The sequence below is a fragment of the Proteus vulgaris genome (assembly GCF_016647575.1).
Lineage (GTDB): Bacteria > Pseudomonadota > Gammaproteobacteria > Enterobacterales > Enterobacteriaceae > Proteus > Proteus mirabilis_B.
Genome location: NZ_CP032663.1, coordinates 63,187 through 89,270 on the forward strand (window position 1 = coordinate 63,187; position 26,084 = coordinate 89,270).

Consider the following 26,084-nt stretch of genomic DNA (forward strand, 5'->3'; position numbering starts at 1 on the left):
ATAATTTAGCAAAAATCGTATTTTAAGGCTAAAAATCACTTTTAGATAGATTTTACTTTGTTTTTGGCAACCAAATCTCAACCCTCAACCCACCTAATGGGCTATCATCGGCTTTAACATGGCCTCTATGCTGACTTACTGCCGTCTCGACAATAGCTAATCCCAAGCCAGTACCACCTGATTCGCGATCTCTTGCTTCATCAGTACGGTAGAACGGTCTGAAGATATGCTCTCTATCTTCAGGACTAACACCTGGGCCATCATCATCAACAATAATAGTGATACCTTGGTTTTGTTCAGTAAAGGCAACCTCAATGCGAGAATTTGAATAACGTAGGGCATTACGAACAATATTTTCAAATGCGCTAGCAAGTGAATATGGATTGCAGTAGATAGGCCATGCTCCCGGAGGTGTTGTCACTTGTAGCGTCTTATTACTCTGTTCAGCCTCAAATTTAGCGTTATCTAAAATATCATCCCACAGTTCGTTGGCTTTTACTGTTTCACGTAATAACTCGTTTTTATGCTGGTTGCGTGAAAGAACCAGTAAATCATTGATCATGCCATCAAGGCGTTGAGTCTCAGTTTCAATGCGTTCTAGTTCTTTACTTTCTCCACTACGACGACGTAACAATGCGCTTGCTAATTGTAAGCGTGTTAATGGTGTTCGTAACTCGTGTGAAATATCAGAAATTAAACGTTGTTGTGCCTCAACCATGCGTTCGAGTGCGCTTATCATCTGATTAAAACTAGTACCAGCAGCTAAAAACTCTTGTGGGCCAGTCTCTAATTCAGGGTGAGGGCGTAGGTTGCCTTTAGCAACATCATCTGCCGCATTTTTAAGCTGTCTTGCAGGTTTTGCTAAACTCCAAGAAAGCCATACTAATAATGGTGTGCTGATAAGCATGGTGAATATCAGTAGCAATAACGGCTTATCAAATAATAAGTTGATAAAGTCAGATTGAGGGCTACTTGAAGGGCGCACGAGATAAAGTTGGTAATGATCTTCACCATCCCTTACAGAAAATGGTCCTAACATCTCAGAACGACCATATTTTTTCTTTTTAGGGTGATCGGCGTTATCAGATTGACCAATAAAGTTTCTGACAACCTGCATCTCATTACGTTGAGCACCAATGATACGGCCTTCACTCGTAACAATAATTAAGCGCTGACCAGGTGGAGCCCATTTATCAATGGCACGAATTAATCGACGCCACCAAAGGAGATCGTTAGCGGGATCTTGAGCTAATTCAGCTTCGATATGTTGTTCTAGCATAACGCCTTGACGGTATTCACTCTCTAAAAGAGGGGTAAGCTGGCGCGAGTCCAGCTTTGGAACCATCATTACTAGCACAAGAACTAATGCTAGCGTCAGCCAGAATATTGCGAAAATGCGCGCTGACAGACTATTTATCATAAAGAATATTTATCAAGTTATTGAAACCATCAGATAACCGCGGCCACGTAAAGTTTTAAACCAAGGTTGTCCATCTGTTCTTTCTGGTAATTTACGGCGTAAATTAGAAATATGCATATCAATCGCTCTATCAAAAGGTGTTAAGCGCTTGCCAAGCACTTCTTGACTTAGATGTTCGCGTGATACGACTTGCCCTAAGTGCTGAGCAAGTAGATAAAGCAAAGTAAACTCAGTTCCCGTTAACTCTAGCGGTTCATTATCAAAACTTGCTTCTTGTCGGCCAGGATTAAGTTGTAATTTATCGACCTGTAATGTTGGAGATGTATTGCTGTCAGTCTGTTTTTGTTCGCTCCAGTTAGAACGACGCAAAATAGCTCTGATACGAGCAACCAGCTCTCTATCATTAAAAGGTTTTGGTAAATAGTCATCAGCACCTAGCTCTAAGCCAAGCACTCGGTCAAGATCACTGCCTCTTGCCGTTAACATAATGACAGGGGTCTGGAAATTTTGGCGTAACTCTTTGAGTGTCTCAATCCCGTTTTTACGTGGCATCATAATATCCAGTAATAACAGGTCGATAGACGCATCCAAAAGTTTAAGTGCTTGTTCGCCATCAGAGGCGATTACAACATTAAAGCCTTCCATTTCAAGCAGTTCTTTCAATAGCGATGTTAATTCGCGATCGTCATCCACTAATAAGATTTTATGCATTCGTCAATTCCTCCAAGAGAAAAATACGATAATAAATAGCGCGAATCTATGACTTTACGTTCTTTTACACGCTCTGACGCTAGTTTGCAGCCGCAACGGTATAGTAATCCACATAGCAAAGAATTACACATATTTAGGTAGCATTAATTAGGTCGGTATGAAATTACCGAATTAGGAGTGAAAGCAATGCGTAAAGTAGCAGTAGTTGCATTAGCATCAATGTTTTTGGCAGCTCCGACGGTAGTGTTAGCCGAAACCGCCAACACCAATCCGCCTACTGAGCAACGATATAATGGCAATTATCACTGTGATTATGGCTATGGTATGCATGGTGACCGTGATTATCGAGGTCATCGCGGACAACGCGGCCATATGATGAACAACGGTGGACATATGATGGATCGCGGTTATGCCGAATCACGTATGTTTAACGGTATCACATTAACTGAGCAACAACGTACTCAAATGCGCGATTTAATGCGCCAGCATCATCAAGACAGATATAACGGTGTATACCGTCAACGTCATGAGAATATGCACAAATTAGTGACAGCACCTCAATTTGATGAAGCTGCAGTAAGAGCACAGATGCAAGATATGGACAAACAAGCAATTGAACGCCATGTAGAAATGGCAAAAGTCCATAATCAGATGTATCAGTTGTTAACCCCAGAACAGAAAGCGCAGTTGGAAAAGAATTACCAACAGCAAATGTCAGATTTTGACACACGTAACTAATTAGTAAGTAGTTGAGTAAGAGTGTAGTAAAGATGTACCTAGTTAGAGAGTAAGTAGCAACAACGAAGTTTTTTCCTTGCCATAGACACCATCCCTGTCTTTTGCAGCCCCTCTGGAGAGGGGCTTTTTTTTATCCAAAAAACCTACAACAGCGCCTCTGGCGATTCAGGTAAAATCTGTCCGCCATCGACGATAATTGTTTGACCTGTAATATATTTTGCTTCATTTGACGCAAAGAATGCGGCGGCGTAGCCGATATCTTCTGGCTCACCTAATGTGTGGGTTGGGATAGAAGCCTTCATCTGATTTAAATAGGCTTCGCCTTGGGCTTGTAAACCCTCGGTGAGAATATTTCCCGGCATTACAGCATTGATGGTAATGCCATGGCGTGCGTATTCAAGAGCTGCGCTGCGCATAAAACCTAATTGTCCTGCTTTGCTTGCACCATAATGGCTCCAGCCCGGATAGCCAGTAATAGCACCTGTAATGGAAGAGGTAATGATCACTCGACCTTGTTTTTGTTTCTCCATTACACGAAGTGCGGCTTTTACTAAAAAGAACATGCCTTTTAAGTTGACGGTATGCATTTTATCCCAGTCAGCTTCTGTCATCTCTTTAATCGTTGCCTGAGGGAAAATACCAGTATTGGAACAAAGAATATCGAGCTTGCCATACTCTTTTACGACATCATCGACGACTTTTTCACAGGCAGATTGCTGAGTGACATCAAGATGCATAAAACCTACATCTAATTCATCTTTTGTTTTATTACCCGCTACATCATCAATATCCGCAATAATCACTTTCGCACCACTGTTTTTTAGTGCGATAACGATACCTTTGCCAATACCCTTTGCACCACCTGAAACTAAAGCGATTTTACCCGTTAAATCAAACATAAAACCTCCTATAAAGTGTGAGTTCTACTGTATCAGTCTAGGCTAAAAAGCGGAGAATGAACCAAAGAACTTAGCCATAAGTCACAAATGTACCTTAGATGATTTTTTTCTTTAAAAGGATGACTCATCAAAATAGGAAGGTAAACGGTAGATAAAACAGCGTTTAAGAGAAAAACTGAATATTTATCAAAATATGCCGATGCTATTTTTTAGCATAAATAGCGTTTTTTTGAGATGAATGCAAAAAGGCAGTAAAGTGTCTGTATAAAAAGTGTTAACTTATTAGTGAAACACATTTGAGATAGACTAGTATAATCTTTATACAGGCTATCTGATTAGTTTAATGCGCATCAAGTTTATGAAAAAAAATGTACGATAATGATGAACTGGTAAAAAATATGCGTACAATAGTATTGTTGAATCAATTCAGCATTTGCGATATCGGTATATAACACCAGACAAGCCGGTATTGAGATAAAAAAGTTATTCCAACAATTTTGCAATAATTACATCGAATAAGAATCAGAGGTAATCATGGTCAATGGGATCAAAAGAATTGGGGTTTTAACAAGTGGTGGTGATGCACCAGGTATGAATGCCGCGATCCGTGGTGTTGTTCGTGCCGCACTAAGTGAAGGTTTAGAGGTTTATGGGATTATGGATGGCTATATGGGGCTATACGAAAATCGCATGAAAAAACTCGACCGTTTTAGCGTGTCAGACATGATCAACCGTGGCGGTACATTCCTTGGCTCTGCTCGTTTCCCTGAATTCCGTGAAGACAATGTGCGTGCTGTTGCCATCGAAAACATGAAACAAAATGAGCTTGATGCCTTAGTGGTTATTGGTGGTGATGGTTCTTATCTAGGTGCAAAAAAATTAACGGAAGCAGGTTTTCCATGTATCGGCTTACCGGGCACAATCGATAATGACGTTGCTGGTACTGACTACACCATCGGTTATTTCACTGCATTAGAAACTGCTGTTGAAGCTATTGACCGTTTACGTGATACCTCAACTTCTCACAAACGTATTTCTATCGTAGAAGTGATGGGACGTTACTGTGGTGACTTAACACTGTCTGCGGCAATTGCTGGGGGCTGTGAATTTGTTGTTCTGCCTGAGTCCGAATTACCATTTAACCGTGATGAACTGCTGGCAGAAATCAAAGCAGGTATTGAACGTGGTAAACGTCATGCAATCGTCGCAATTACAGAACACGTTTGTGATGTGCATGAATTAGCACGTTTTATTGAAGCTGAAACTAAACATGAAACACGTGCAACGGTATTAGGCCATATCCAACGTGGTGGTTCTCCAGTTGCTTACGATCGTATTCTTGCTTCTCGTATGGGTGCTTACTCTGTACAACTGCTATTAGAAGGCTATGGCGGTCGTTGTGTCGGTATTCAAAACGAAAAACTGGTTCACCATGATATTATTGACGCGGTTATGAATATGAAACGTGTCTTTAAAGCTGACTGGTATGAAACAGCGAAAAAACTGTATTAATTAATAGATTTTTCGCAATACCCGAGCCTTTCTGAGTTCTATCCTTATTCGTGAACTGCTCTGATACATTCTGCTTGTGTCAGAGTAGCTTCTCGAGTGAAAACATTTCACTTAACGATCTCTATCCTCCTTTATTTCTTCTTATTCCCCTTATATTGATAGTTATATTCCTGTTGTGTATATCCATCGGCTTTTTGTTATTTCATCGTTATAAAACTTTCTGTCAGCCTAGTTAAATACTTAACGATAGGGGATGGATAGATATGTTTAAACAATGGGGCTTATTATCGGCAGCTTTAGTGACATTACTTTTTTCTAATATTTTATGGGCTAAAGATATTCAACTATTAAATGTCTCTTACGATCCAACGAGAGAACTTTATCAGCAGTATAACCAAGCATTTAGTCAGTATTGGGAGCAAAAAACGGGAGATAAAGTCACTATCCGCCAATCACATGGTGGATCAGGAAAGCAGGCAACATCAGTTATCAACGGTATTGAGGCAGATGTTGTCACATTAGCCCTTGCCTATGATATAGATGCAATCGCGCAAAGAGGAAGTATCGATAAACAATGGATAACACGATTACCTGATAATTCAGCGCCTTATACTTCAACAATCGTTTTTCTGGTGAGAAAAGGAAATCCTAAGCAAATCGTTGATTGGGATTCATTAATTAAGCCGGGGGTTTCAATTATTACTCCTAATCCTAAAACATCAGGAGGTGCAAGATGGAATTACCTTGCGGCGTGGGGCTATGGATTAAAAGCCAATCATCAAGATAGTGAAAAAGCTAAAGCCTTCGTTAAAGCACTTTATCAGCAAGTCGAAGTATTAGATTCAGGTGCGAGAGGAGCAACAAATACATTTGTTGAGCGAGGTATTGGTGATGTATTGATTGCATGGGAAAACGAGGCGTTATTAGCGATTAATGAATTAGGTGCAGATAAATTTGAGATAGTTACACCATCAATATCTATTCTTGCAGAGCCTACGGTGTCGGTAGTCGATAAGGTTGTTGATAAACGAGGAACGCGAGAAATTGCCACGGCGTACTTAGACTATCTTTACTCACCAGAAGGGCAAGAGATCGCAGCAAAAAACTATTATCGCCCTAGAGATAAAGTAATAGCAGAGAAATACCAAAACAGTTTTCCAAAACTAGAACTATTTACACTGAATGAAGTTTTTGGTGATTGGCAATCCGCACAGAAAATACATTTTGCGACAGGCGGTATCTTTGATGAAATTAGTCGTCGTTGATAATTAAAGGTGAGAGAAACAAAAAAATCACCTTCTGTTTTATATCCAGTAAGGTGATTTTCTCTATTTTTTATCGATTAACCGCATAGGTCAGAAAGATAAAAATTATTTTTTCGCTTTAGCTTGTGCTGCTGCTTTAACGATAACGGCAAATGCGTCAGCTTTCAGTGAAGCACCACCCACTAATGCACCATCAATGTCTGGTTGACCAAATAGTTCTGCTGCATTTTTATCGTTAACAGAGCCACCGTATTGAATGATAACTTGTTCAGCGATAGCGGCATCTTTCTTCGCGATATGATCACGAATAAATTTATGAACAGCTTGAGCCTGTGCTGGAGTTGCTGATTTACCTGTACCGATAGCCCAGATTGGCTCATAAGCGATAACGGCATCTTTAAATGCTGCTGCGCCATGTGCATTTAATACAGCATCGATTTGGCGAGCACAGACTTCTTGAGTTTTGCCAGCTTCGTTTTCTGCTTCAGTTTCACCAATACATAATACTGGTGTTAAACCTAACTCTTTTAACACGCCGAATTTTTGAGCGATAAACTCGTCAGATTCTTTATGATAAGTACGACGCTCAGAGTGACCAATGATAACGTATTTAACATCAACGTTTTTCAGCATTTCTGCTGAAGTTTCACCAGTGAAAGCACCTGATAAGTTAACACCTGTATCTTGAGCACCTAATGCAATACGGCTTCCACCAATTTCATGGCGTGCTTGGCATAGGTAAACTGCTGGTGGTGCGATAGCAACATCACAACCAGCAACACCGCTAACTTCTTTACGTAATGCAGCAATTAATTCATGAACCATATGAATGCTGCCGTTGAGTTTCCAGTTACCCATGACTAATGGATGGCGCATAACTTTTCCTCCAACCGAGTGGTTTAAATTTAGTTTGCTAATAAACACGAATTCTGTTGATGCACAACAGTATAGAGAACAATGAATAGAATAGCTTTGTTTTTTATCACGGAATAGCTGAAACGATCTTGCTGTTTAAAGAAAGCTTAATCGGTTCAATGGCGAAGGTTGTTAATTGGTCACCTTCATGGACAATAATATAGCGAATTGCACCCACATCATGGCTAATGTAATCAGAAGTTTGATTTTTAAATGCGAATAAATTGAGAGCCTCTTGAATTTGCTCTGAGGTTATTGATGAGTCAAATTGAGCAACCAAAGTAATAATGTATTGCGTTGTGATCTCACGATTTATCTTTTCTAGTTCAGGTGAATCAGGGGAGTGGATCAGCGTTAGTTGTAAACTTTTTATTTTTTCGCTACCGCGCTCTAGTATTGCAGATGAATAGAGATAAGGCGTGATGCGTGTTGCTGCTCTGACAAGTGGGATCGCAATATCGTGATTGGTGATAATTTTATATTCATTAAGCGATAACAACGGATTTTGTTGATTAAATTTTGCTCTTAGCTCTGGAATAGTTATCTCAAAAACAGGTGCATCTTGTTTAAGATAAGCAATGTCATCCTTTGAAGGCTGTTTTTGTGCGACAGACATCTCTGTTGCAAAAACAGAAGTTGGCAAACAAAGAGCAATGCTTATGATTATCAGGTATAACGTAGAAAGTGTGTTTGCTTTTATCATCTGTCCTCCGCTTGTCTGTGCTGTTATTGGCTAGTCTGTATTATTTGATACTAAATGGACAGTGTAATTCACAAATTAAGTAAATTATTGAGAATTTATGACATTACAACATTGGGCATTTTCATTCAAAGGACGAATTGGGCGTCGTGACTTTTGGGCTGGTTTGGGTGCTTGCTTTGCACTGTTTTTAGGCCTCTTTATTATTAATGATGTGATTTATCCATTACCTACTACTGTAATATGGATAGTATTCCTTTTTATTCTTTATCCGCTATGTGCAATTTTTACAAAAAGACTTCATGACAGAAATAAAAGAGGGATATGGCTTTTATTACTCCTACTTGCCGTGATGTTAGGGTTAGCCGATACCAGTAGTTTAGAACCATTTTGGCAATGGGCGATTGGACGCTTTCTTCCTTCTTTTATTGGGATGATCATGTTGCTTGATTGCGGTGTATTTGTCGGTAATGACGGCGAAAACTACTTTGGTAAACAAGCAGAACAAGTGAACTATCGTCGTTGGCGTTAATTCATATTATTCAAATCAAATGAATAAGGGTGAGATAAATAGACTCACCCTTATTTTTTGCATTATTACCAATATTGCTCACTGGTGATATGTCCGGGTTTGCGCCGTAAGTGCTTACGCATTTCCCGTTGTTCTTTTAATAATTGTTGAGTGTCTCTGACCATTTGAGGATTACCACATAACATAATATGGCTTTCTTCTGGGCTGATGGTTAAGCCAACCGTTTTTTCTAAAGCGCCACTTTCAATGAGTGCAGGGATACGTCCTGTTAATGAGCCAATATGATTTTCACGGCTGACAATGGTTTGAATACGTAATTTACCTTGATAACGTTCAACGAGTTTTTCCATCAAAGGTAAATAGCTTAAGTCATTGGCGTATCGAACAGCATGAACAAGAACGATATTTTCAAATCGCTCAAGATCGTGTCCTAATTGCAAAATAGATAGAAAAGGTCCAATGGCGGTTCCCGTCGAAAGCATCCAAAGTGTATTTACTGTGGGAACCTCTTCTAATACAAAAAAGCCGCTGGCTTGTTCAGTCACCAATACTTCATCACCGACTTCTAGTGCGCTTAATTTAGAACTTAATTTTCCATCAGGAACAGTCACTAGATAGAACTCTAAATTGGGATCATCTGGTGCGTTTACATAAGAGTAGGCTCGTTGTACTCGCTCACCATCAATATCTAGCGCTAATTTTGCAAATTGCCCGGCTGTAAACTTATCAATAGGAGCATTGACGACGAGACTCATTAACGCATCAGTCCAGTGATGAACTTGAGTAACTTTTCCATTCACCCAATTAGCCATAGAGATTATCTCCTTTTGATAAACATGCTTATGTTGCTTATTTATTCTAAATAGGAAGCGGCTTTTTATTTATCAAGATGGTGTGGTGATGTGATTAATCTAAGATTTTGTCAATAAATGACACAATATGTACATTTATATTGACAACTATGGTGTATTTCTCTGACATTAATCTTTATACAAAAATTGCTGGCTATCTCGCAAATTTCTCCAAATTTGTTAACTTAGTCTCATTCTGAAAAGGTATGCATTTTGCGGAGTTTATTTTTATAAATTCTCTGTAGTGTGCGCCTGTCCGTTAATTTATTTATCTGAAATTCTTGAGCAAAGAAAAGAAATGAGAAAGTTAGAACATGCAAATTTATTATTATTGATAATTGCACTGGTTGCTGTGGGTCAAATGACTCAAACTATTTATGTTCCTGTTATTGCTGATATGGCCGTTTACTTTGGTGAACCCACTGGAGCGGTACAGCAAGTAATGGGTGCCTATCTTTTTTCTTATGGTTTTTCACAGCTAATTTATGGACCTATTTCCGACAAAGTCGGGCGTCGTCCTGTTATTTTAGTCGGAATGACGATCTTTTGTTTATCAACGCTGGTGGCAATTTTCTCGCAAAATTTAACCACACTGGTAATTGCAAGTACCTTACAAGGAATGGGAACAGGTGTTGCTGGTGTTATGACACGTACTCAACCTCGTGATTTATATACAGGAACGGCATTACGTTACGCCAATAGCTTATTAAATATGGGTGTCTTAGTTAGCCCATTATTAGCGCCGATGATTGGTGGTGTTGTTGCTCACTTTTTTGGCTGGCATGCGTGTTATATCTTCTTATTATTATTGGGAAGTAGCGTTCTTTTTTGTATGTATCGTTGGATGCCAGAAACGCGCCCAGTACAAGTTGAAAAACGTAAAATGCTGTCATCATTTTACTTACTGCTTTCAAATAGTACCTTTAGTGCATTTTTGATTATGCTGATTTGTGCATTATCCGGTATTGCTGTTTTTGAAGCATCAAGTGGTGTATTAATGGGCGGAGTATTAGGATTAAATAGTATTACTATCAGTATATTATTTATTTTACCGATCCCTGCGGCATTCTTTGGGGCTTGGTATGCAGGTCGTGAAGGTAAAACCTTTGTACAGCTGATGTGGCACTCCGTTTTTTGTTGTTTATCTGCGGGTATTTTAATGTGGATCCCTGGTTGGCTAAATATTATTAATATCTGGACATTACTGGTACCAGCAGCGCTGTTTTTCTTTGGTGCAGGTATGTTATTCCCATTAGCAACAACAGGTGCGATGGAGCCATTCCCTTATTTAGCGGGCTCAGCAGGTGCATTGGTGGGTGGTTTACAAAATGTGGGTTCAGGTGTAGCAACATGGTTTTCAGCTTTATTACCACAGCATAACCAATTTAGCTTAGGTATGATTATGTTTGGTATGTCAGTGGCTATTATACTTTGTTGGCTTCCTTTGGCTCATCGTTTTAGCCATGAAGAGCATACGATTTAGTAGACTGATGCAATCAGTTAAATAAAAAATGCCGAGATAAAAAATCTCGGCATTTGGGTTTTGTAGCCTAGGCTACTTCTCTCTCAAACTGTTTTACTGCAATTAACCGCGATCTTCCCACTCTTGAGCGCGAGCAACCGCTTTTTTCCAGCCGTTATAGCGATAGTTACGCTCAGTAGTTTCGATGCCAGGGCGGAATTCTTTATCAATCGCCGCTTTGTTTTTAACTTCTTCTAAATCATTCCAGAAACCGATAGCAAGACCTGCAAGGAATGCGGCACCTAATGCGGTACTTTCGCGAACAACAGGGCGTTCTACATGAGTACCTAAAATATCGGATTGGAACTGCATTAAGAAGTTGTTAGCAACAGCGCCACCATCAACACGCAGTGATTGTAAACGCGCACCTGAATCGGCTTGCATTGCATCGAGCACATCACGTGTTTGATAAGCGATAGATTCTAAAGTTGCACGAATAATGTGATTACGGTTAGCACCACGGGTTAAACCAAAAATAGCACCACGCGCATACGGGTCCCAATATGGCGCGCCTAAACCTGTAAATGCAGGAACAACATAGACACCATTAGTATCGTTAACTTTCGTTGCGAAGTATTCAGAGTCAGTGGCTTCATCAATCAGTTTTAGCTCATCACGTAGCCATTGAATAGAAGCTCCACCAACGAATACTGCACCTTCTAGAGCATAGTTCACTTCACCACGAGGACCGCAACAGATTGTTGTTAACAAACCATGATTAGAGCGAACCGCTTCTTTACCTGTATTCATCAGTAAGAAGCAACCTGTACCATAGGTATTTTTCGCCATACCGCTTTGTACACAAAGTTGACCATAGAGTGCAGCTTGTTGGTCACCCGCCATACCCGCGATAGGAATACGTGTACCACCTTTACCACCAATGTTTGTTTGGCCATAAACTTCGGAAGATGGCACCACTTTTGGTAGCATATTGCGAGGAATATCCAGCAGATCGAGGATTTTTTGATCCCAATCTAAAGAGTGGATATTGAATAACATGGTACGAGATGCGTTAGTAAAGTCAGTAACGTGAACGCGACCTTGTGTCATTTTCCAAACTAACCAAGTATCAACAGTACCGAATAATAACTCACCTTTTTCTGCTTTTTCACGAGCACCTTCGACGTTGTCGAGGATCCATTTTAATTTTGTACCAGAGAAATAAGGGTCAACCATCAAACCGGTATTTTGACGAATATATTCTTCAACACCTTCTTTATCTTTTAAGCGAGTACAGAAATCCGCAGTACGACGACATTGCCATACAATCGCGTTATAAACAGGTTTACCGGTTTCTTTATCCCATACAATAGTCGTTTCACGTTGGTTTGTGATACCAATACCTGCAACGTGGTCAGATGGAATATCTGCTTTTGCTAATACTTCAACTAAGGTTGCACTTTGTGTTGCCCAAATTTCCATTGGATCGTGTTCAACCCAGCCTGGCTTAGGATAAATTTGGGTGAATTCACGTTGTGAAATACTGACGATATTTGCATCGTGGTCAATGACTACGGCACGTGAACTGGTTGTGCCCTGATCCAGCGCAACAATGTATTTTTTCTCGGTATTCGATGTATTTGTTTCTGTTGTCATGTTAGTAACCTGTTCTGATAATCAACAATATTGCTCTTAATTTTATTTATCGTCTTCGATTTTGCAGGTATCGCAAGGTAAGTGACGGCCAATTAATTTACGGTAAGCCAATGCACCTAAGATACCACCGATAAATGGAGCAATCATTGGAACTAAGAAATAAGGGATATCACGTCCACCAGTCAGCGCAATATCACCCCAGCCAGCAAAGTACGCAACCAGTTTTGGACCAAAGTCACGAGCTGGGTTTAAGGCGAATCCGGTTAGTGGACCAAATGCACCACCGATTACGGCAATTAAGATACCAATTAATAACGGAGCTAATGGGCCTTTAGGTACACCGTTACCATCATCAGTTAAGGCTAAAATTAAGCCAACAAGGATAACGGCAATGATAACTTCGACAACAAAGGCATGTGCAACGGAAATTTGAGCTGCGGGATAAGTAGAGAATACACCGGCAGTGAAGAGACTTTCTTGTGAGCCCCTGACAATGCCATTAACTTGTTCGTAGTCGATAAAAATATTGTAGTACATAAAGTACACAATGGCTGCGGCAAAGAAGCCACCTAACATTTGTGCAATAATATAAGGAACAACTTTTCTGCGTTCAAAGCAAGCAAATAGCCAAAACGCAACGGTAACGGCAGGGTTCAGGTGTGCACCAGAGGTGCCGGCGGTAAGATAAACGGCTAAGGCAACACCCAGCCCCCAGATAATACTTATCTCCCACAATCCTAGTTGAGCACCTGCAATACGTACCGCAGCAACACAACCAAGACCAAAGAAGACTAGCAACGCAGTTCCGATAAATTCAGAAATGCATTGACCCATAAGAGAGGTTTTCGTCTGGCTCATATATTCTATCCTGAAAGAGGGTTATTTATTGTTAGTATTCTTTTCGAATTGAAAAGATAACTGTGAATTTATCGTTAATGAGCGTAAACGAGAATAAGCGAAATTGAAATTTGTGTGTCTCATCAAGAAAATGAGTGAAAACGCTCTTAATTAGTGACTTGATCGACATTTGTAATGTGATCTGACCAGTGTTTTTGATAAATTGAAAAAAGAATGTAATTCCTCGGAAGATGCTAGACAGTTGTTGATAGGCTACTTACAATCGGAAGTATCGATTATATGGGGGATTACAGTATGTCATTTGAAGTTTTCGAGAAGTTAGAATCAAAAGTACAACAAGCAATTGATACCATCACGTTATTACAGATGGAAATCGAAGAGCTAAAAGAAAAAAATGATGCGCTGAACCAAGAAGTTCAAGAAGCGAAAGGATCGCGCGAAGCTCTTGTTCGTGAAAACGAAGAGCTGAAACAAGAGCAATCAAGCTGGCAAGAGCGTTTACGCGCACTGTTAGGCAAAATGGAAGACGTGCAATAATTGTCTTTGTTTGCTTAAAGCCTAAAAAACAAAAGCCACCGTTAGGTGGCTTTTGAGTATTGAAATCGTAAGAACGCAGATAAAAGTAACAATTACTCTTCAATCAAATCTTCATCTAAGCCTAATGGCTCTTCAGATAAGATGATCCCTGTGTTATCAGCATAAAGATAATCACCAGAGAAGAAGGTAACGCCTCCGAAGTTAACACGGATATCACTTTCACCAATGCCTTCACTTGGGCAACCCGCAGGGATAGCTGCCATCGCTTGAATACCTAAATCAAGCTCTGATAATGCATCAACTTGACGTACCGCACCGTAAACGACAATGCCTTCCCATTCATTAGAAACAGCGAGTCGCGCTAGTTCAGCATCAACTAAGGCTTTACGTACAGAGCCACCGCCATCGACCAAAAGAATACGGCCTTTGCCATTTTCTTCGAGTAAGTCATAAAGCAGGCCATTATCCTCAAAACATTTAACGGTGATGATTTGCCCGTTAAAGGCACTTTGACCACCAAAGTTTGAGAAAAGCGGTTCTACGACATTGATATCTTCTTGATAGATATCACAGAGTTCAGAAGTATCATATTTCATAGGAGATTACGTCAGGTTGCCACAGGAAAGTCCAGTATATCCCTTAACAGGGGCGGTTGGCAAAAGACTCACTGAAAATTCAGTGAGTCAAATCAACAATCGAGTGAAATTATTCTAAAACTAAACCTAAAGAGAAAAGAACGTTAGTTAATAGTGCGGCTTTTACCATGTGCTCAAGTAGGGGACGCATCGCCTCACCTGAGTGATCGGCATTCACACGCTTGATATGCAGTAAAAGCATAGGGGTAGCGAGTAAAAATAACCACGCTGTCCAGCGATGCATATAAAGTAGGGTAAAGATAATTAAGCAAGCTATAGAGAGAAAAATAACACAAGTATGGTAAGTACGTGAGCCAGCAGGACCTAAGCGAACAGCTAATGTATTTTTACCCGCCTGAATATCACTTTCTAAATCGCGCATGTTATTAATATTTAGAACAGCGACAGAAAGTAAACCACAGGCTGTAGCAGGAAGTAGGGTAACAATATCAAAGGTATTGGATTGTAAGTAATAAGTTCCGATGACACTTAACCAGCCAAAGAAAATTAAAACAGAAATATCACCTAATCCCATATAACCATAAGGACGCTTACCCACGGTATAAGTAATTGCGGCAACAATAGCAAGTAAACCCATCACTAAGAAGCCAATAGCGTCTTCAGGCTTTTTACAGGCGACAATAATCAGTGCAATACCACAGATACAAGAAATAATAACATTTAGGATCAGCGCTTTTTTCATTTGAGCTGCTGTTATCATGCCTTTTTGCATTCCACGAAGTGGCCCTAAACGCTCTTCAGTATCCGTTCCTTTTACGGCATCACCATAGTCATTGGCAAGGTTTGATAGGATCTGTAACGTTCCCGCCGTCAATATAGCAAGCAGTGCAATAGGTAGCTCAAAATGACCCATCCAATACGCTAATGCGGAACCCGTTACAATGGCAATTAACCCCAAAGGGAGTGTTTTGGGTCGTAAACTTTCAAGCCAGGCTTGAGTCCGGCTAGTGGAATTTAGAGAGCTCATGCTGAAATTCGATACTCATGTTCGTTGTTATTATAAAAATAAGAATGGGAGGCAAGCCTCCCACGTAAATATTGCTGATAAGGATCGCACAAGTTGATTATAAAATAAATCGACTCAGATCTTCATCTGCTACAAGCTCATCCAGATGCTGTTTCACATATTCTGCATCAATCAATACTGATTGACCTTGACGTTCACTTGCATCATAGGAAATTTCTTCCATCAAACGCTCTAAAACAGTATGTAAACGACGAGCACCGATATTTTCAGTGGTTTCGTTTACGCGCCATGCAGATTCAGCAATTTTGCGAATACCGTCTTCGGTGAAGCTAATAGACACACCTTCGGTAGCCATTAATGCTTCATACTGTTTTGTTAACGATGCATTAGGTTCAGTTAGAATACGCTCAAAATCTTCTGCTGTCAGCGCTTGAAGTTCAACGCGAATTGGCAGACGTCCTTGTAATTCAGGAATTAAATCAGAAGGACTTGAAACTTGGAAAGCACCTGATGCAATAAACAGGATATGGTCTGTTTTTACCATACCGTGTTTTGTTGAAACTGTACAACCTTCAACCAGTGGTAAGAGGTCACGTTGTACACCTTCACGAGAAACGTCAGGGCCGGAACTTTGTCCACCACGTTTACAGATTTTATCTACTTCATCAATAAAGACGATACCGTGTTGTTCTACCGCATCAATAGCTTGCTGTTTAAGCTCTTCAGGGTTAACTAATTTAGCCGCTTCTTCTTCAACAATAAGCTTAAACGCATCTTTGATTTTCATCTTGCGCGCTTTTTGTTTTTGCCCCGCTAAATTTTGGAACATAGATTGTAATTGGTTCGTCATCTCTTCCATTCCTGGAGGAGCCATGATTTCAACACCCATTGGTGTTGCAGATAACTCAATTTCAATCTCTTTATCGTCTAATTGGCCTTCACGTAATTTTTTACGGAAAGATTGACGTGCGGCAGAAGGTTCTGATGCTTGCTCTGCTACCCCCCAGTTATTTTTTGCTGGTGGGATCAGTACATCAAGGATACGCTCTTCAGCCATTTCTTCAGCGCGGAAGCGATTTTTATCGATAGCTTGGCTACGTACCATTTTAACCGCAGAGTCGGTTAAATCACGGATAATAGAATCAACTTCTTTACCCACATAACCCACTTCGGTGAATTTAGTTGCTTCAACTTTGATGAAAGGTGCATTCGCCAATTTTGCTAAACGGCGTGCAATTTCAGTTTTACCTACACCTGTAGGTCCAATCATCAGAATATTTTTAGGTGTTACTTCATGGCGCAGCGCTTCATCAAGCTGCATACGACGCCAGCGGTTACGTAGGGCAATCGCCACAGCACGTTTCGCTTTATCTTGACCAATAATAAATCTATCAAGTTCGCTGGCAATCTCGCGAGGAGTCATTTCAGACATGCTCTCTAATCCTTACTCTTTTGAAGAGAGTTCTTCAAAGTTGACATTATGGTTAGTGTAAATACAGATATCTCCAGCGATGCTAAGTGCTTTTTCAGCAATTTCTCGTGCAGAGAGTTCAGTATTTTCTAGCATAGCTCTAGCCGCTGCTTGTGCATAAGGGCCACCAGAACCGATAGCAATTAAATCGTTTTCTGGTTGAACCACATCACCATTACCTGTGATGATAAGAGATGTATTTTCATCTGCAACAGCAAGCAACGCTTCTAATTTGCGTAGCATTCTGTCTGTGCGCCAATCTTTAGCAAGTTCTACCGCAGCTTTCGTTAAATGCCCTTGGTGAAGTTCTAATTTGCGCTCAAACAGTTCAAAAAGAGTAAAAGCATCAGCAGTGCCGCCAGCAAATCCCGCAATGACTTTGTCGTTATAAAGACGGCGTACTTTGCGAACATTGCCTTTCATGACGGTATTACCCATCGTCGCCTGTCCATCACCACCGATTACAACTTGGCCCTTACGGCGAACACTTACGATTGTAGTCATGAGTCAGCCCCTGGTTTAATCAATAAAAAAGTGAGACGGGTAGTGCCTTTATTTAAGATAAAGCACTGCCCGTTGTGTGAATTAGAATTATAGGTGGGGGAGAAAAATTATTTTTCAACCCCCAGAAGAGCGAAGAATACAACCTGATACGCCAGCTCCAGCTGCTTGTCTACTCACAGAGTTGGCTTGTTCTTTATTGTAAGGGCCTGATAAAACGCGGATCCAACCATCATTGCCTTTCGTTACTCGGCTTTCAACACCAGAAAAAGCCAGTGTTGCTCTCACTGATTCAGCTTGTTCGGTATTTTTAAATGAGCCACATTGCACTAAAAAGTTTGCTTCAGTAACGGCAGGTTTAGGTGGTGTAACAATCGCAGGTGCAGGTGCTTGCGGTTGTTGAGTTTGCACTGGCTGTTGTGCAACAGAAGGCGTTGTTATTGCAGGTGGTGTTACAACCACTTGTGAGCGAGGTACTTCACCATTGTAAGGCACCTCTGGCAGTTGAACGGCAGGTTGGCGTTTATCCGCTTCAATTTGTTGTAAAAAACGCAACTGCTCAGGCGAAAGTGTTGCTTTCGGATTAATCTGGCTACCCGATGAAGGATATTCAGGCTGTAAAGGCGTACCTACCTGACGATTTTCCAATTCTTTAATATATTGCCAACGCTCTTGAGGTTTTGGCGGTAGGCTATTCGCTGGATGTTGCCCAGTGACAGTTGGCGTTGTTTCTACGGCTTCTTTTTTATTATGTGTAATAAAATAGAGGCCACCGACAAACAGCGCCACAATAGCGATTGCCGCGATAAGCGTCGTTAAAGGCAGCCCTTTAGCAGCCTTTTTGCTTTTACTTTTCGTTGTCTTTTTACGACGAGCAGATGTCTGCCCTCGTCCCACATAGTCTCGTTGTGCCACAGTTCGATTCGCTGATAATTAAAGGAATAGGTATCACAAACGATATGTTACTTAACATAGTGTGTTTTGCCTAGCTTTTAAGCCGACAGACACTATCTCTTATAATTAGCTCACAATCTAATAAGCGAGAGCCGGGTGCAACAGGTCTACCTTGTAATTGGTCAAGTAATAACAACATAGATTCACGACCAATTTGATAACGAGGTTGTTCCATTGTTGTTAGTGCAGGCTCGCTATAACGTGTGATATCAAGATTATCAAAACCAATCACAGAGAGATCTCTAGGAAGCTCTAACCCTAATTTTTTCGCCTGCCACATAACGCCAATTGCCATAATATCACTATGACAGAACACGGCTGTCGGTGGCTCAGGTAAAGAAATTAGCTTTTTCAGACTTTCTGCACCGCTTTCATGGGTAAAATCACCCCGAATAATATAATCTTCGCGCAAAGGTACGCCCGTTCTACGCATAGCTTGAATATAGCCTTGTAAGCGATAACGACATAAAGGCATATCTTCAGGGCCTGTAATACATGCAATACGTTTATGACCCATTTGCTGTAAATAGTGTGTAGCTCTAAAAGACGCGGTGAGATTATCTATATGGACGGTAGGTAATTCGAGTTCAGGTGCAAACTCATTTGCCATGATCATCGGTGGCAAATTTTTCTGCTCTTCTTTGGAAACATCAAAAGGAATGTGTGAGCCAAGAAGTAACATACCGTCAATTTGTTTGGTAATAATAAGATTAATAAAGGCATTTTCATGTTTTTGCTGGTGTTTACAATCACCAATTAACACGAGATAACCATGTTGTGCTGCAGTTTCTTCGATGCCGCACACAACATCAGTAAAAAATGGATCACTGATGTTAGGTACGATCACAAGGATCGTTTTTGACTCGTTACGCTTAAGGTTCTTTGACAGGTTATGAGGGTAATAGCCCACATCAAGAACAGCCTGTTCAACTTTCTGACGGGTTTGTGAGGATACTTTTTCCGGATTCATTAAAGTACGTGACACAGTTGCTGTGGACACGCCGGCTGCAAGGGCAACATCTTTCATTGTTGCTTGCGTATTATCTTTATTATTCTGTTGCAAACCCCATACCTCCCTTTTGGATGGTTTAGTTAAACGATTGCTTTTTTATTGCAAAAAAACCGCCAATATTCAAAAAAGGATTTTATCGACGGTTTTTAATTCAAGAAATATTCTAAATTGTTATTCTACCCGCTTTTTAAATAGATTCTGTTACCTAGTTTGCATAAAAAGTGTGATACCAATCGTTTTTATGAGGTAGTTCGCAAAATTGATAAATAGTCTTGGGTGGTAACTAGTGCTCAATCGAAATTATATCCTCATCATAAATCGGGCTAAAATGCATTCGATTTAAGTTGAAAAGACTCTTAACAATCAGTTGGGTCAACATCAATATTCCATTTCACTTTTTTACTCTCAGGCAAGGCGACAATCTGAGGATAAGTGATAGACATTAATTTTTGTAAATAACCCCGGGAAGGATGTTGAAGCAATAATTGCCAGCGATAATTTCCACCTCGTTTAGCTTGAATGGCAGGAACGGGCCCCATTACCCATAAATTAGCGTCTCGCATTGGGTGTTGTTCAAAAAACTGTTTGAGTTGTCGCAAGAACTGAGGCGCACGTTGATTATTGTGATCTTCAGAGCGGATCATGATATGGCTAGAATAAGGGGGGAGAAAAGTTGCTTGTCTCTCCACTAAAGCTTCTTTAGTGAAAGCGTCATAGCCCTTTTCTAATAGTGTTAGCAAAAGAGGGTGATCGGGTTGGTGAGTTTGTAAATATACCGCACCTTGTTTACCTGCACGGCCAGCACGACCTGATACTTGAATATAAAGCTGAGCAAAGCGTTCGGCTGCACGAAAATCACTGGAGAACAGCGCGCCATCTACATCAAGTAAAGCCACTAAGGTGACATCGGGAAAGTGATGCCCTTTAGCTAACATTTGCGTACCGATAAGAATACGTGAGCCACCTTGGTAAATATCTTCCAGTTGTTGCTCTAAAGCGCCTTTTCGACTTGTCGTATCTTTATCAATTCGTGTCACTGGCGTATCAGGAAATAATTCGCCGATCCCTTGTTCAAGTTGTTCGGTTCCTAATCCTACTGGCATTAAATTAGTTGAGCCACATTGTGGACATTGTGCTGGAATTCGTCGCTGACTATCACATTGATGGCAACGTAACATGCCATGTTTTTGATGGATCGTGTAATAGTGATCACAGCGAGGACATTCTGCTATCCAACCACATTCATGACATAACAATGCAGGCGAAAATCCACGGCGATTTAAAAAGAGCATCACTTGGTTACCTGCATTAAGGTGCTCTTTTATCGCTTTAATAAGAATTGGAGACAGCCCTGTTGTCAGTGGTTGCCCTTTTAAATCAATTAAATGCTCTGTTGCGGGTTTTGCATTACCGGCACGTTGAGTCAGCGTGAGTTGTTGATATTTCTTTTGCTCAACATTAAAACTGGTTTCAATTGATGGAGTTGCGGTTCCCATTACGATAGGAATATTTTCTTGTTTTGCACGGAAAACGGCGAGATCACGGGCATGGTAACGCCAACCATCTTGTTGTTTATAAGAGCCATCATGCTCTTCATCGATAATGATAATACCAAGATGCTGAAAAGGGGTTAGAAGTGCCGAACGTGTACCAATAATAATGGCATTATCCCCTCGTTTTGCTCGTAACCAAACGGCTAAGCGTTCAGTATCATTTAATCCTGAATGAAGCACGTCCACTGGGGCATTAAAGCGAGCTTTAAAACGACGAATTGTTTGAGGTGTTAAGCCAATTTCAGGTACCAGTACCAGTGCTTGTTTACCTTGTGCGAGGATTTTTTCTAATACACTTAAATAAACTTCAGTTTTGCCTGAACCTGTAATACCCAATAATAACCAAGGTGAGAATTGATCTGCCTGTGCTGTGATTGCACCTACTGCAACAGCTTGCTCTGTGTTTAATTTAAAGCGTTCACCTTGAACGGTAAGACTGCTCTGCCAGTGTATTGGAGCGGGTTGGATAGGGCGGAGATCCACAAACTCTTTCTTTTTTAAGTTATTGAGTGTTGCTGTGGTGATCTCAAACTCATCAAGTTGATGGCGATACAAAGGTGTACGGCGTAGAGCTGCTAGTGCTTGTTGCTGTTTTTTTGCACCTTTTAAGCTGTTGAGGTCGAGATTAACCCCTTCTTCTGTGGCATACCATTGCCATAATGGTGTGAATTCTGCGGGTTTTCCTTGTCGTAATAAAATCGGCATGGCATGAAAAAGCACTTCCCCTAAAGGATAGTGATAATAAGCCGATGCCCAATTTAGCATATCCCATAAAACACCCGGAAAGAGTGTTTCACTATCAAGGACTTCATCAATAGGCTTTAGCTTTTCGATAGGAAACTCACTGTGTGTACTGAGTCCTTTGACAATACCAAGGGAGCGGCGTTTATTCCCAAAAGGCACGATCACCCGACTACCTACAACCGGCGCATCGATCCCTTCTGGTAACAGATAATCAAAAGAGGAGAACAGTGGTACAGGCAAAATTACCTGAACTATAGTCATATCAGGGTTTCCGAGAGTTTTAGCGAAAAGATGACCTTAAGAATATCACAAAAAGTGTGCAGATTTCATTGCGCGTTTAGTGGATATTCTGTATGATCCGCCCCCTTTGGTAGATAAATTACCAAACACTTAATTTCAATCAACACGACGTGTGGTGTTCGGCTGTGGGCTGAATGGCGACACGGCCTTAGTAGAGGTTTTCCATGCAAAAAGATATCCATCCTAAATACGAAGAAATTACTGCATCTTGTTCTTGCGGTAACGTTATGAAAATCAACTCCACTGCAGGTCATAACCTGAATCTGGACGTTTGTGACAAATGCCACCCATTCTATACTGGTAAACAACGTGATGTTGCAACTGGTGGTCGTGTTGATCTGTTCAACAAACGCTTCAAAATTCCAGGCAGCAAATAAGATATTTGTTGTCACAAGATGTCAGCCTAGTCTGGCATCTTGCAGACAGTTCGGAATTGAAAAAAAGCCCAAAGTTTTTGCTTTGGGCTTTTTTTATGGGTAAAACCTTCTCTTTTTAGATAACAGTGTTGGTAGTGACAAGCGAGATCACAACTGATAAGTTATCTATTCACACATCTATTCATCTATCTATTCATAAAGTAATTAATGTCATGACAATACGCGCTGAAATGATACGACAAATACTACGTAATGGACCTCAGTCATCAAGGCAACTTACTGATATAATAAATATTAGTCAGCCAACGTTGTCACGGGCATTAAATGCGTTGAATGATGATATTGTTCGAATTGGTTCTGGATCTTCTATTCAATATGCTTTACGTGATAGTTTCCGTGGGTTCAATTCAGCTCCTATTTATCGCATAAATGAAGAAGGTAAAGTTAAGCCACTAGGTAAATTAACCCCCGTTTATCCAGAAGGCTTTGTTATGGAGCGGATAGATAATGTGAGCCGACATAGTGAAGGTTTGCCGTGGTGGTTATTGGATATGCGCCCCCAAGGATATCTTGGAAGAGCTTATGCTTCGGCCCATTCGGCTGAGCTTGATTTACCCCACAATCCAGATCGTTGGTCTGATACAGATATAATCAGAGCTTTACTGGCTCATGGGCATGATGCTGTGGGAAATTTGCTAATAGGAGAGCAAGCTAGAGATCAATTTCTGGGTATGCAGACACCAAAAATTGTTGAGCGCGCTAAAACTTACCCCACATTAGCACGAGCTGTTAGTTCGGGAGAGGATCCTGGTTCATCCGCAGGTGGGGAACAACCCAAATTTTGCACCTATACAGAGAAAGGCCATGTTATCGTAAAATTTACGGCTTCCGATGATAACGCCGTTAGTGAGCGTTGGCGTGATCTGCTTCAAGCTGAGCATCTTGCATTAAAAGTGCTTGGAGTTGAAACGGAAGTTTTTGATTTTGAAGGACAACGCTTTCTTGAAATTCCACGATTTGATCGTGTAGGTTCACTAGGTCGTATAGGACTTTTTTCTTTACAGGCACTAGATGCTGAGTTTATAGGACGGGCAAGAGAGCCTTGGCCTGTGTTAGTTAATGAGCTAATTAAGCAAAAACGTGTTCATCCTGATGCTGCGATTAGCACAGCACGCCGCTGGGCATTTGGTATGTTGATTGGAAATACTGATATGCACCATGGCAATTTATCATTTATCAGTAGCCATGGTCGCCCATATGCGCTTTCACCTGCCTACGATATTTTACCAATGGGATTTGCGCCTAAGTCTGGTGGTGAAATAGTTAATACGCTTCGCCCAGTAACATTACTTGATGGGATCAGCGGTGAAATCTGGCAGGAATGTTTAGAGTTAGCCGAGCAGTTTTATACTTTAGCTAATAGCTGTAATTGTTTTTCCGACAATTTTTCGCCATGCCTTAAAGCATTACGTAGTCATCTTGATGAAGCAAGTTCGCGTATATCTCGCCTAGGATAATGACAAATAGACTTAAAAAAAATTAAGTTAAGATAATGCATTGCTGTGTTTGACGCAGATAACTGATGGGAAAAATTTTCGATGTATATCTAAATAACCCCCTTCGAGTAAAACCAAGGGGGTTGTCATAATCTGAAGCCCAAAGTTTTTGCTTTGGGCTTTTTTGTTCGTGTTAATCAAGCAATAAGTCAAAAAATTGACGCTGATTAATACTCCCAAGTATCGGGATCAACCCCGCGCTGGCGCATTATTTCTTTTGCCTCTTCAGGGATTTCATCGTTACGTTCTTTACGTAAGTCTTCATCATTTGGGAGAGGCTGTCCGGTAAATGCGTGCAAAAATGCTTCACACAATAATTCACTATTGGTTGCATGTTTTAGGTTATTAACCTGACGGCGAGTGCGTTCATCAGTCAAAATTTTCAACACTTTCAATGGAATTGAAACTGTAATTTTTTTAACTTGCTCACTCTTTTTGCCATGCTCAGCGTAAGGGCTGATATATTCACCGTTCCATTCAGCCATGGATTACCTTAATTAATATCATTTAGTTGAAGTCAGAATAGGGTTAACCCACATTCTGATGGGCAATACCAGTTTATCATGACTTTTCTAAAACCATCGACTCTTCTGGCTGAGGGTGAGAGAAAAAGTAACAGTCACTGGCGATATTCTCAATTTAGGTATTATTCCATTACTTAATCTATCCGTAAAGGAGTTTAGATGGCTAGATGTATTGACGTCTTGGTGTCTAATTGGATATGCTGTTGTAGACTTCTCCACTTATCGCTGTGACAAGGTGCCTGTATGACGAAGAAAACAGCAACAATTGCTATCCATAATGGGCTAAATGAAGACACTCAATTTGGTTGTGTCGTACCGCCTATCTATCTTTCTAGTACCTATAATTTTTTAGAATTCAATCAGCCTCGTGATCATGATTATTCTCGCCGAGGTAATCCAACACGCGATATGGTGCAAAAGGCATTAGCAGAGTTAGAAGGTGGCGTAGGCGCAGTTGTCACTAGCAGTGGAATGTCAGCAATTCATTTAATTTGTACCGTTTTTCTAAAACCTGGCGATGTGATTGTTGCACCTCATGATTGTTATGGAGGAAGTTATCGTCTTTTTAACAGCCAACAAGAGCGTGGTGCCTATCGTGTGATTTTTGTTGATCAAAATGATGATGTCGCACTGAAACAGGCTTTAGCACATCACCCTAAAATTGTTTTTATCGAAACCCCAAGTAATCCTCTTTTAAGAATAACGGATATTCGAAAAATCAGTGAACTTGCTCATCAACACGGTGCTTTAGTGGTTGCTGACAACACCTTTATGAGCCCTGTTTTGCAAAAGCCATTAGCATTAGGAGCAGATATTGTTGTGCATTCATGCACAAAATATCTCAATGGACACTCAGATATTGTGGCAGGGGTTGTTATCTGTCAGTGTCAGAAACAGCTTGAGGCGCTAAGCTGGTGGGCGAATAATATTGGCGTCACTTCTGGCGCATTTGATAGCTATTTATTATTAAGAGGTATAAGAACATTAGTGCCTCGAATTCGACTTCAACAAGAAAATGCACAGGCATTAGTGGCATTCTTACAAGCACAGCCTTTAGTCGAAAAAATGTATTACCCCGCACTGGAAAATCATGTTGGTCATCAAATAGCAAAAAAACAGCAACAAGGTTTCGGTGCGATGTTAAGTTTTGAGTTAAAAGGGGGATTGGATGTGATTAAACTCTTTTTATCTCAATTAACACTCTTTACACTGGCAGAATCTTTAGGTGGGGTAGAGACCTTAATTTGTCACCCTGCCACCATGACACATGCAGGTATGTCAGAAGAAGCGAAAAAAGTAGCAGGGATCAGCCCCTCATTACTTCGTATCTCGGTGGGTATTGAAGATAGTCAGGATTTAATCAACGATTTGCAAAGTGCGTTTGATGCAGCAACTAAAAGGTAACCATGGATC

General features: G+C 40.6%; 25 protein-coding genes. 9 read left to right on the forward strand and 16 right to left on the reverse strand.

Annotation, left to right across the window (positions count from 1 at the left end; genetic code table 11):
* Window positions 1-52: 52 nt before the first annotated feature.
* Both cpxA and cpxR read right to left on the reverse strand, forming a co-directional pair.
* Window positions 53-1,420 (reverse strand): envelope stress sensor histidine kinase CpxA, encoded by a 1,368-nt coding sequence (gene cpxA, locus D7029_RS00305; RefSeq protein WP_166539325.1) that lies wholly within the window; start codon window positions 1,418-1,420, stop codon window positions 53-55.
* Between the two features lie 12 nt (window positions 1,421-1,432).
* Complete coding sequence (gene cpxR / locus D7029_RS00310) at window positions 1,433-2,131, reverse strand: envelope stress response regulator transcription factor CpxR (protein ID WP_023583423.1); 699 nt, start codon at window positions 2,129-2,131, stop codon at window positions 1,433-1,435.
* Window positions 2,132-2,317: 186 nt separating this feature from the next.
* Here cpxR and cpxP point away from each other — a divergent pair, with 186 nt between their 5' ends.
* Entirely contained in the window at window positions 2,318-2,869 is a 552-nt protein-coding gene (gene cpxP / locus D7029_RS00315; RefSeq protein ID WP_228766719.1) for a cell-envelope stress modulator CpxP, read from the forward strand.
* Window positions 2,870-3,012: 143 nt separating this feature from the next.
* On the opposite strand, the gene fabG is transcribed toward cpxP, so the two are convergent.
* Window positions 3,013-3,768 carry a 3-oxoacyl-ACP reductase FabG gene (fabG, locus tag D7029_RS00320; RefSeq protein WP_109409900.1) on the reverse strand — a complete coding sequence of 252 codons (756 nt, stop codon included), beginning with the start codon at window positions 3,766-3,768 and terminating at the stop codon, window positions 3,013-3,015.
* A gap of 534 nt (window positions 3,769-4,302) precedes the next feature.
* Between fabG and pfkA the strand changes: the two genes are divergently transcribed.
* Window positions 4,303-5,280 carry a 6-phosphofructokinase gene (gene pfkA / locus D7029_RS00325; protein ID WP_075673000.1) on the forward strand — a complete coding sequence of 326 codons (978 nt, stop codon included), beginning with the start codon at window positions 4,303-4,305 and terminating at the stop codon, window positions 5,278-5,280.
* Window positions 5,281-5,543: 263 nt separating this feature from the next.
* Window positions 5,544-6,545, forward strand: coding sequence for a sulfate ABC transporter substrate-binding protein (locus D7029_RS00330; protein ID WP_194951577.1), 1,002 nt, complete (start codon window positions 5,544-5,546; stop codon window positions 6,543-6,545).
* A 105-nt stretch (window positions 6,546-6,650) separates the two neighbouring features.
* Here D7029_RS00330 and tpiA read toward each other — a convergent pair whose 3' ends face one another.
* Window positions 6,651-7,421 carry a triose-phosphate isomerase gene (tpiA, locus tag D7029_RS00335; protein WP_069366847.1) on the reverse strand — a complete coding sequence of 257 codons (771 nt, stop codon included), beginning with the start codon at window positions 7,419-7,421 and terminating at the stop codon, window positions 6,651-6,653.
* Between the two features lie 106 nt (window positions 7,422-7,527).
* Complete coding sequence (locus tag D7029_RS00340; protein ID WP_194951578.1) at window positions 7,528-8,163, reverse strand: DUF1454 family protein; 636 nt, start codon at window positions 8,161-8,163, stop codon at window positions 7,528-7,530.
* Between the two features lie 97 nt (window positions 8,164-8,260).
* Between D7029_RS00340 and D7029_RS00345 the strand changes: the two genes are divergently transcribed.
* Complete coding sequence (locus D7029_RS00345) at window positions 8,261-8,692, forward strand: DUF805 domain-containing protein (RefSeq protein WP_194951579.1); 432 nt, start codon at window positions 8,261-8,263, stop codon at window positions 8,690-8,692.
* Window positions 8,693-8,757: 65 nt separating this feature from the next.
* Here D7029_RS00345 and fpr read toward each other — a convergent pair whose 3' ends face one another.
* On the reverse strand, window positions 8,758-9,504 hold the full coding sequence (fpr, locus tag D7029_RS00350; protein WP_194951580.1) for a ferredoxin--NADP(+) reductase: 747 nt from the start codon (window positions 9,502-9,504) through the stop codon (window positions 8,758-8,760).
* Between the two features lie 337 nt (window positions 9,505-9,841).
* Here fpr and emrD point away from each other — a divergent pair, with 337 nt between their 5' ends.
* A complete protein-coding gene (gene emrD / locus D7029_RS00355) occupies window positions 9,842-11,026 on the forward strand; it encodes a multidrug efflux MFS transporter EmrD (protein WP_098941448.1) in 1,185 nt (394 codons plus the stop codon).
* Window positions 11,027-11,128: 102 nt separating this feature from the next.
* Here the strand turns inward: emrD and glpK are convergent, their stop codons facing one another.
* Both glpK and D7029_RS00365 read right to left on the reverse strand, forming a co-directional pair.
* Complete coding sequence (gene glpK / locus D7029_RS00360) at window positions 11,129-12,661, reverse strand: glycerol kinase GlpK (RefSeq protein WP_194951581.1); 1,533 nt, start codon at window positions 12,659-12,661, stop codon at window positions 11,129-11,131.
* Between the two features lie 42 nt (window positions 12,662-12,703).
* A complete protein-coding gene (locus D7029_RS00365) occupies window positions 12,704-13,519 on the reverse strand; it encodes an MIP/aquaporin family protein (protein WP_194951582.1) in 816 nt (271 codons plus the stop codon).
* Between the two features lie 294 nt (window positions 13,520-13,813).
* On the opposite strand from D7029_RS00365, the gene zapB reads away from it, so the two are divergent.
* Window positions 13,814-14,056 (forward strand): cell division protein ZapB, encoded by a 243-nt coding sequence (zapB, locus tag D7029_RS00370; protein WP_036933299.1) that lies wholly within the window; start codon window positions 13,814-13,816, stop codon window positions 14,054-14,056.
* A 92-nt stretch (window positions 14,057-14,148) separates the two neighbouring features.
* Here zapB and rraA read toward each other — a convergent pair whose 3' ends face one another.
* The 7 genes from rraA to priA all read right to left on the reverse strand — a co-directional run bounded on the left by rraA (window position 14,149) and on the right by priA (window position 22,175).
* Window positions 14,149-14,652 carry a ribonuclease E activity regulator RraA gene (gene rraA, locus D7029_RS00375; protein WP_088494084.1) on the reverse strand — a complete coding sequence of 168 codons (504 nt, stop codon included), beginning with the start codon at window positions 14,650-14,652 and terminating at the stop codon, window positions 14,149-14,151.
* Window positions 14,653-14,761: 109 nt separating this feature from the next.
* The gene (locus D7029_RS00380) at window positions 14,762-15,679 is read right to left on the reverse strand and encodes a 1,4-dihydroxy-2-naphthoate polyprenyltransferase (RefSeq protein WP_075672991.1); all 918 of its coding nucleotides are present in this window, start codon (window positions 15,677-15,679) and stop codon (window positions 14,762-14,764) included.
* Window positions 15,680-15,776: 97 nt separating this feature from the next.
* The gene (gene hslU / locus D7029_RS00385) at window positions 15,777-17,111 is read right to left on the reverse strand and encodes an HslU--HslV peptidase ATPase subunit (RefSeq protein WP_075672990.1); all 1,335 of its coding nucleotides are present in this window, start codon (window positions 17,109-17,111) and stop codon (window positions 15,777-15,779) included.
* 12 nt (window positions 17,112-17,123) lie between these two features.
* The gene (hslV, locus tag D7029_RS00390) at window positions 17,124-17,654 is read right to left on the reverse strand and encodes an ATP-dependent protease subunit HslV (protein WP_006534149.1); all 531 of its coding nucleotides are present in this window, start codon (window positions 17,652-17,654) and stop codon (window positions 17,124-17,126) included.
* A 114-nt stretch (window positions 17,655-17,768) separates the two neighbouring features.
* On the reverse strand, window positions 17,769-18,566 hold the full coding sequence (ftsN, locus tag D7029_RS00395) for a cell division protein FtsN (protein WP_194951583.1): 798 nt from the start codon (window positions 18,564-18,566) through the stop codon (window positions 17,769-17,771).
* A 70-nt stretch (window positions 18,567-18,636) separates the two neighbouring features.
* Window positions 18,637-19,632 (reverse strand): DNA-binding transcriptional regulator CytR, encoded by a 996-nt coding sequence (cytR, locus tag D7029_RS00400; protein WP_228766794.1) that lies wholly within the window; start codon window positions 19,630-19,632, stop codon window positions 18,637-18,639.
* A 341-nt stretch (window positions 19,633-19,973) separates the two neighbouring features.
* Entirely contained in the window at window positions 19,974-22,175 is a 2,202-nt protein-coding gene (priA, locus tag D7029_RS00405; RefSeq protein WP_194951585.1) for a primosomal protein N', read from the reverse strand.
* A gap of 203 nt (window positions 22,176-22,378) precedes the next feature.
* Between priA and rpmE the strand changes: the two genes are divergently transcribed.
* Both rpmE and yjjJ read left to right on the forward strand, forming a co-directional pair.
* The gene (rpmE, locus tag D7029_RS00410; RefSeq protein WP_006534140.1) at window positions 22,379-22,591 is read left to right on the forward strand and encodes a 50S ribosomal protein L31; all 213 of its coding nucleotides are present in this window, start codon (window positions 22,379-22,381) and stop codon (window positions 22,589-22,591) included.
* Between the two features lie 212 nt (window positions 22,592-22,803).
* Window positions 22,804-24,108: a type II toxin-antitoxin system HipA family toxin YjjJ gene (gene yjjJ / locus D7029_RS00415; protein ID WP_194952565.1), complete on the forward strand. Its 1,305-nt coding sequence runs from the start codon at window positions 22,804-22,806 to the stop codon at window positions 24,106-24,108.
* A gap of 206 nt (window positions 24,109-24,314) precedes the next feature.
* On the opposite strand, the gene metJ is transcribed toward yjjJ, so the two are convergent.
* Entirely contained in the window at window positions 24,315-24,632 is a 318-nt protein-coding gene (gene metJ / locus D7029_RS00420; RefSeq protein WP_006534139.1) for a met regulon transcriptional regulator MetJ, read from the reverse strand.
* A 282-nt stretch (window positions 24,633-24,914) separates the two neighbouring features.
* Here metJ and metB point away from each other — a divergent pair, with 282 nt between their 5' ends.
* Window positions 24,915-26,075, forward strand: coding sequence for a cystathionine gamma-synthase (gene metB, locus D7029_RS00425; RefSeq protein WP_194951586.1), 1,161 nt, complete (start codon window positions 24,915-24,917; stop codon window positions 26,073-26,075).
* Window positions 26,076-26,084: the final 9 nt, after the last annotated feature.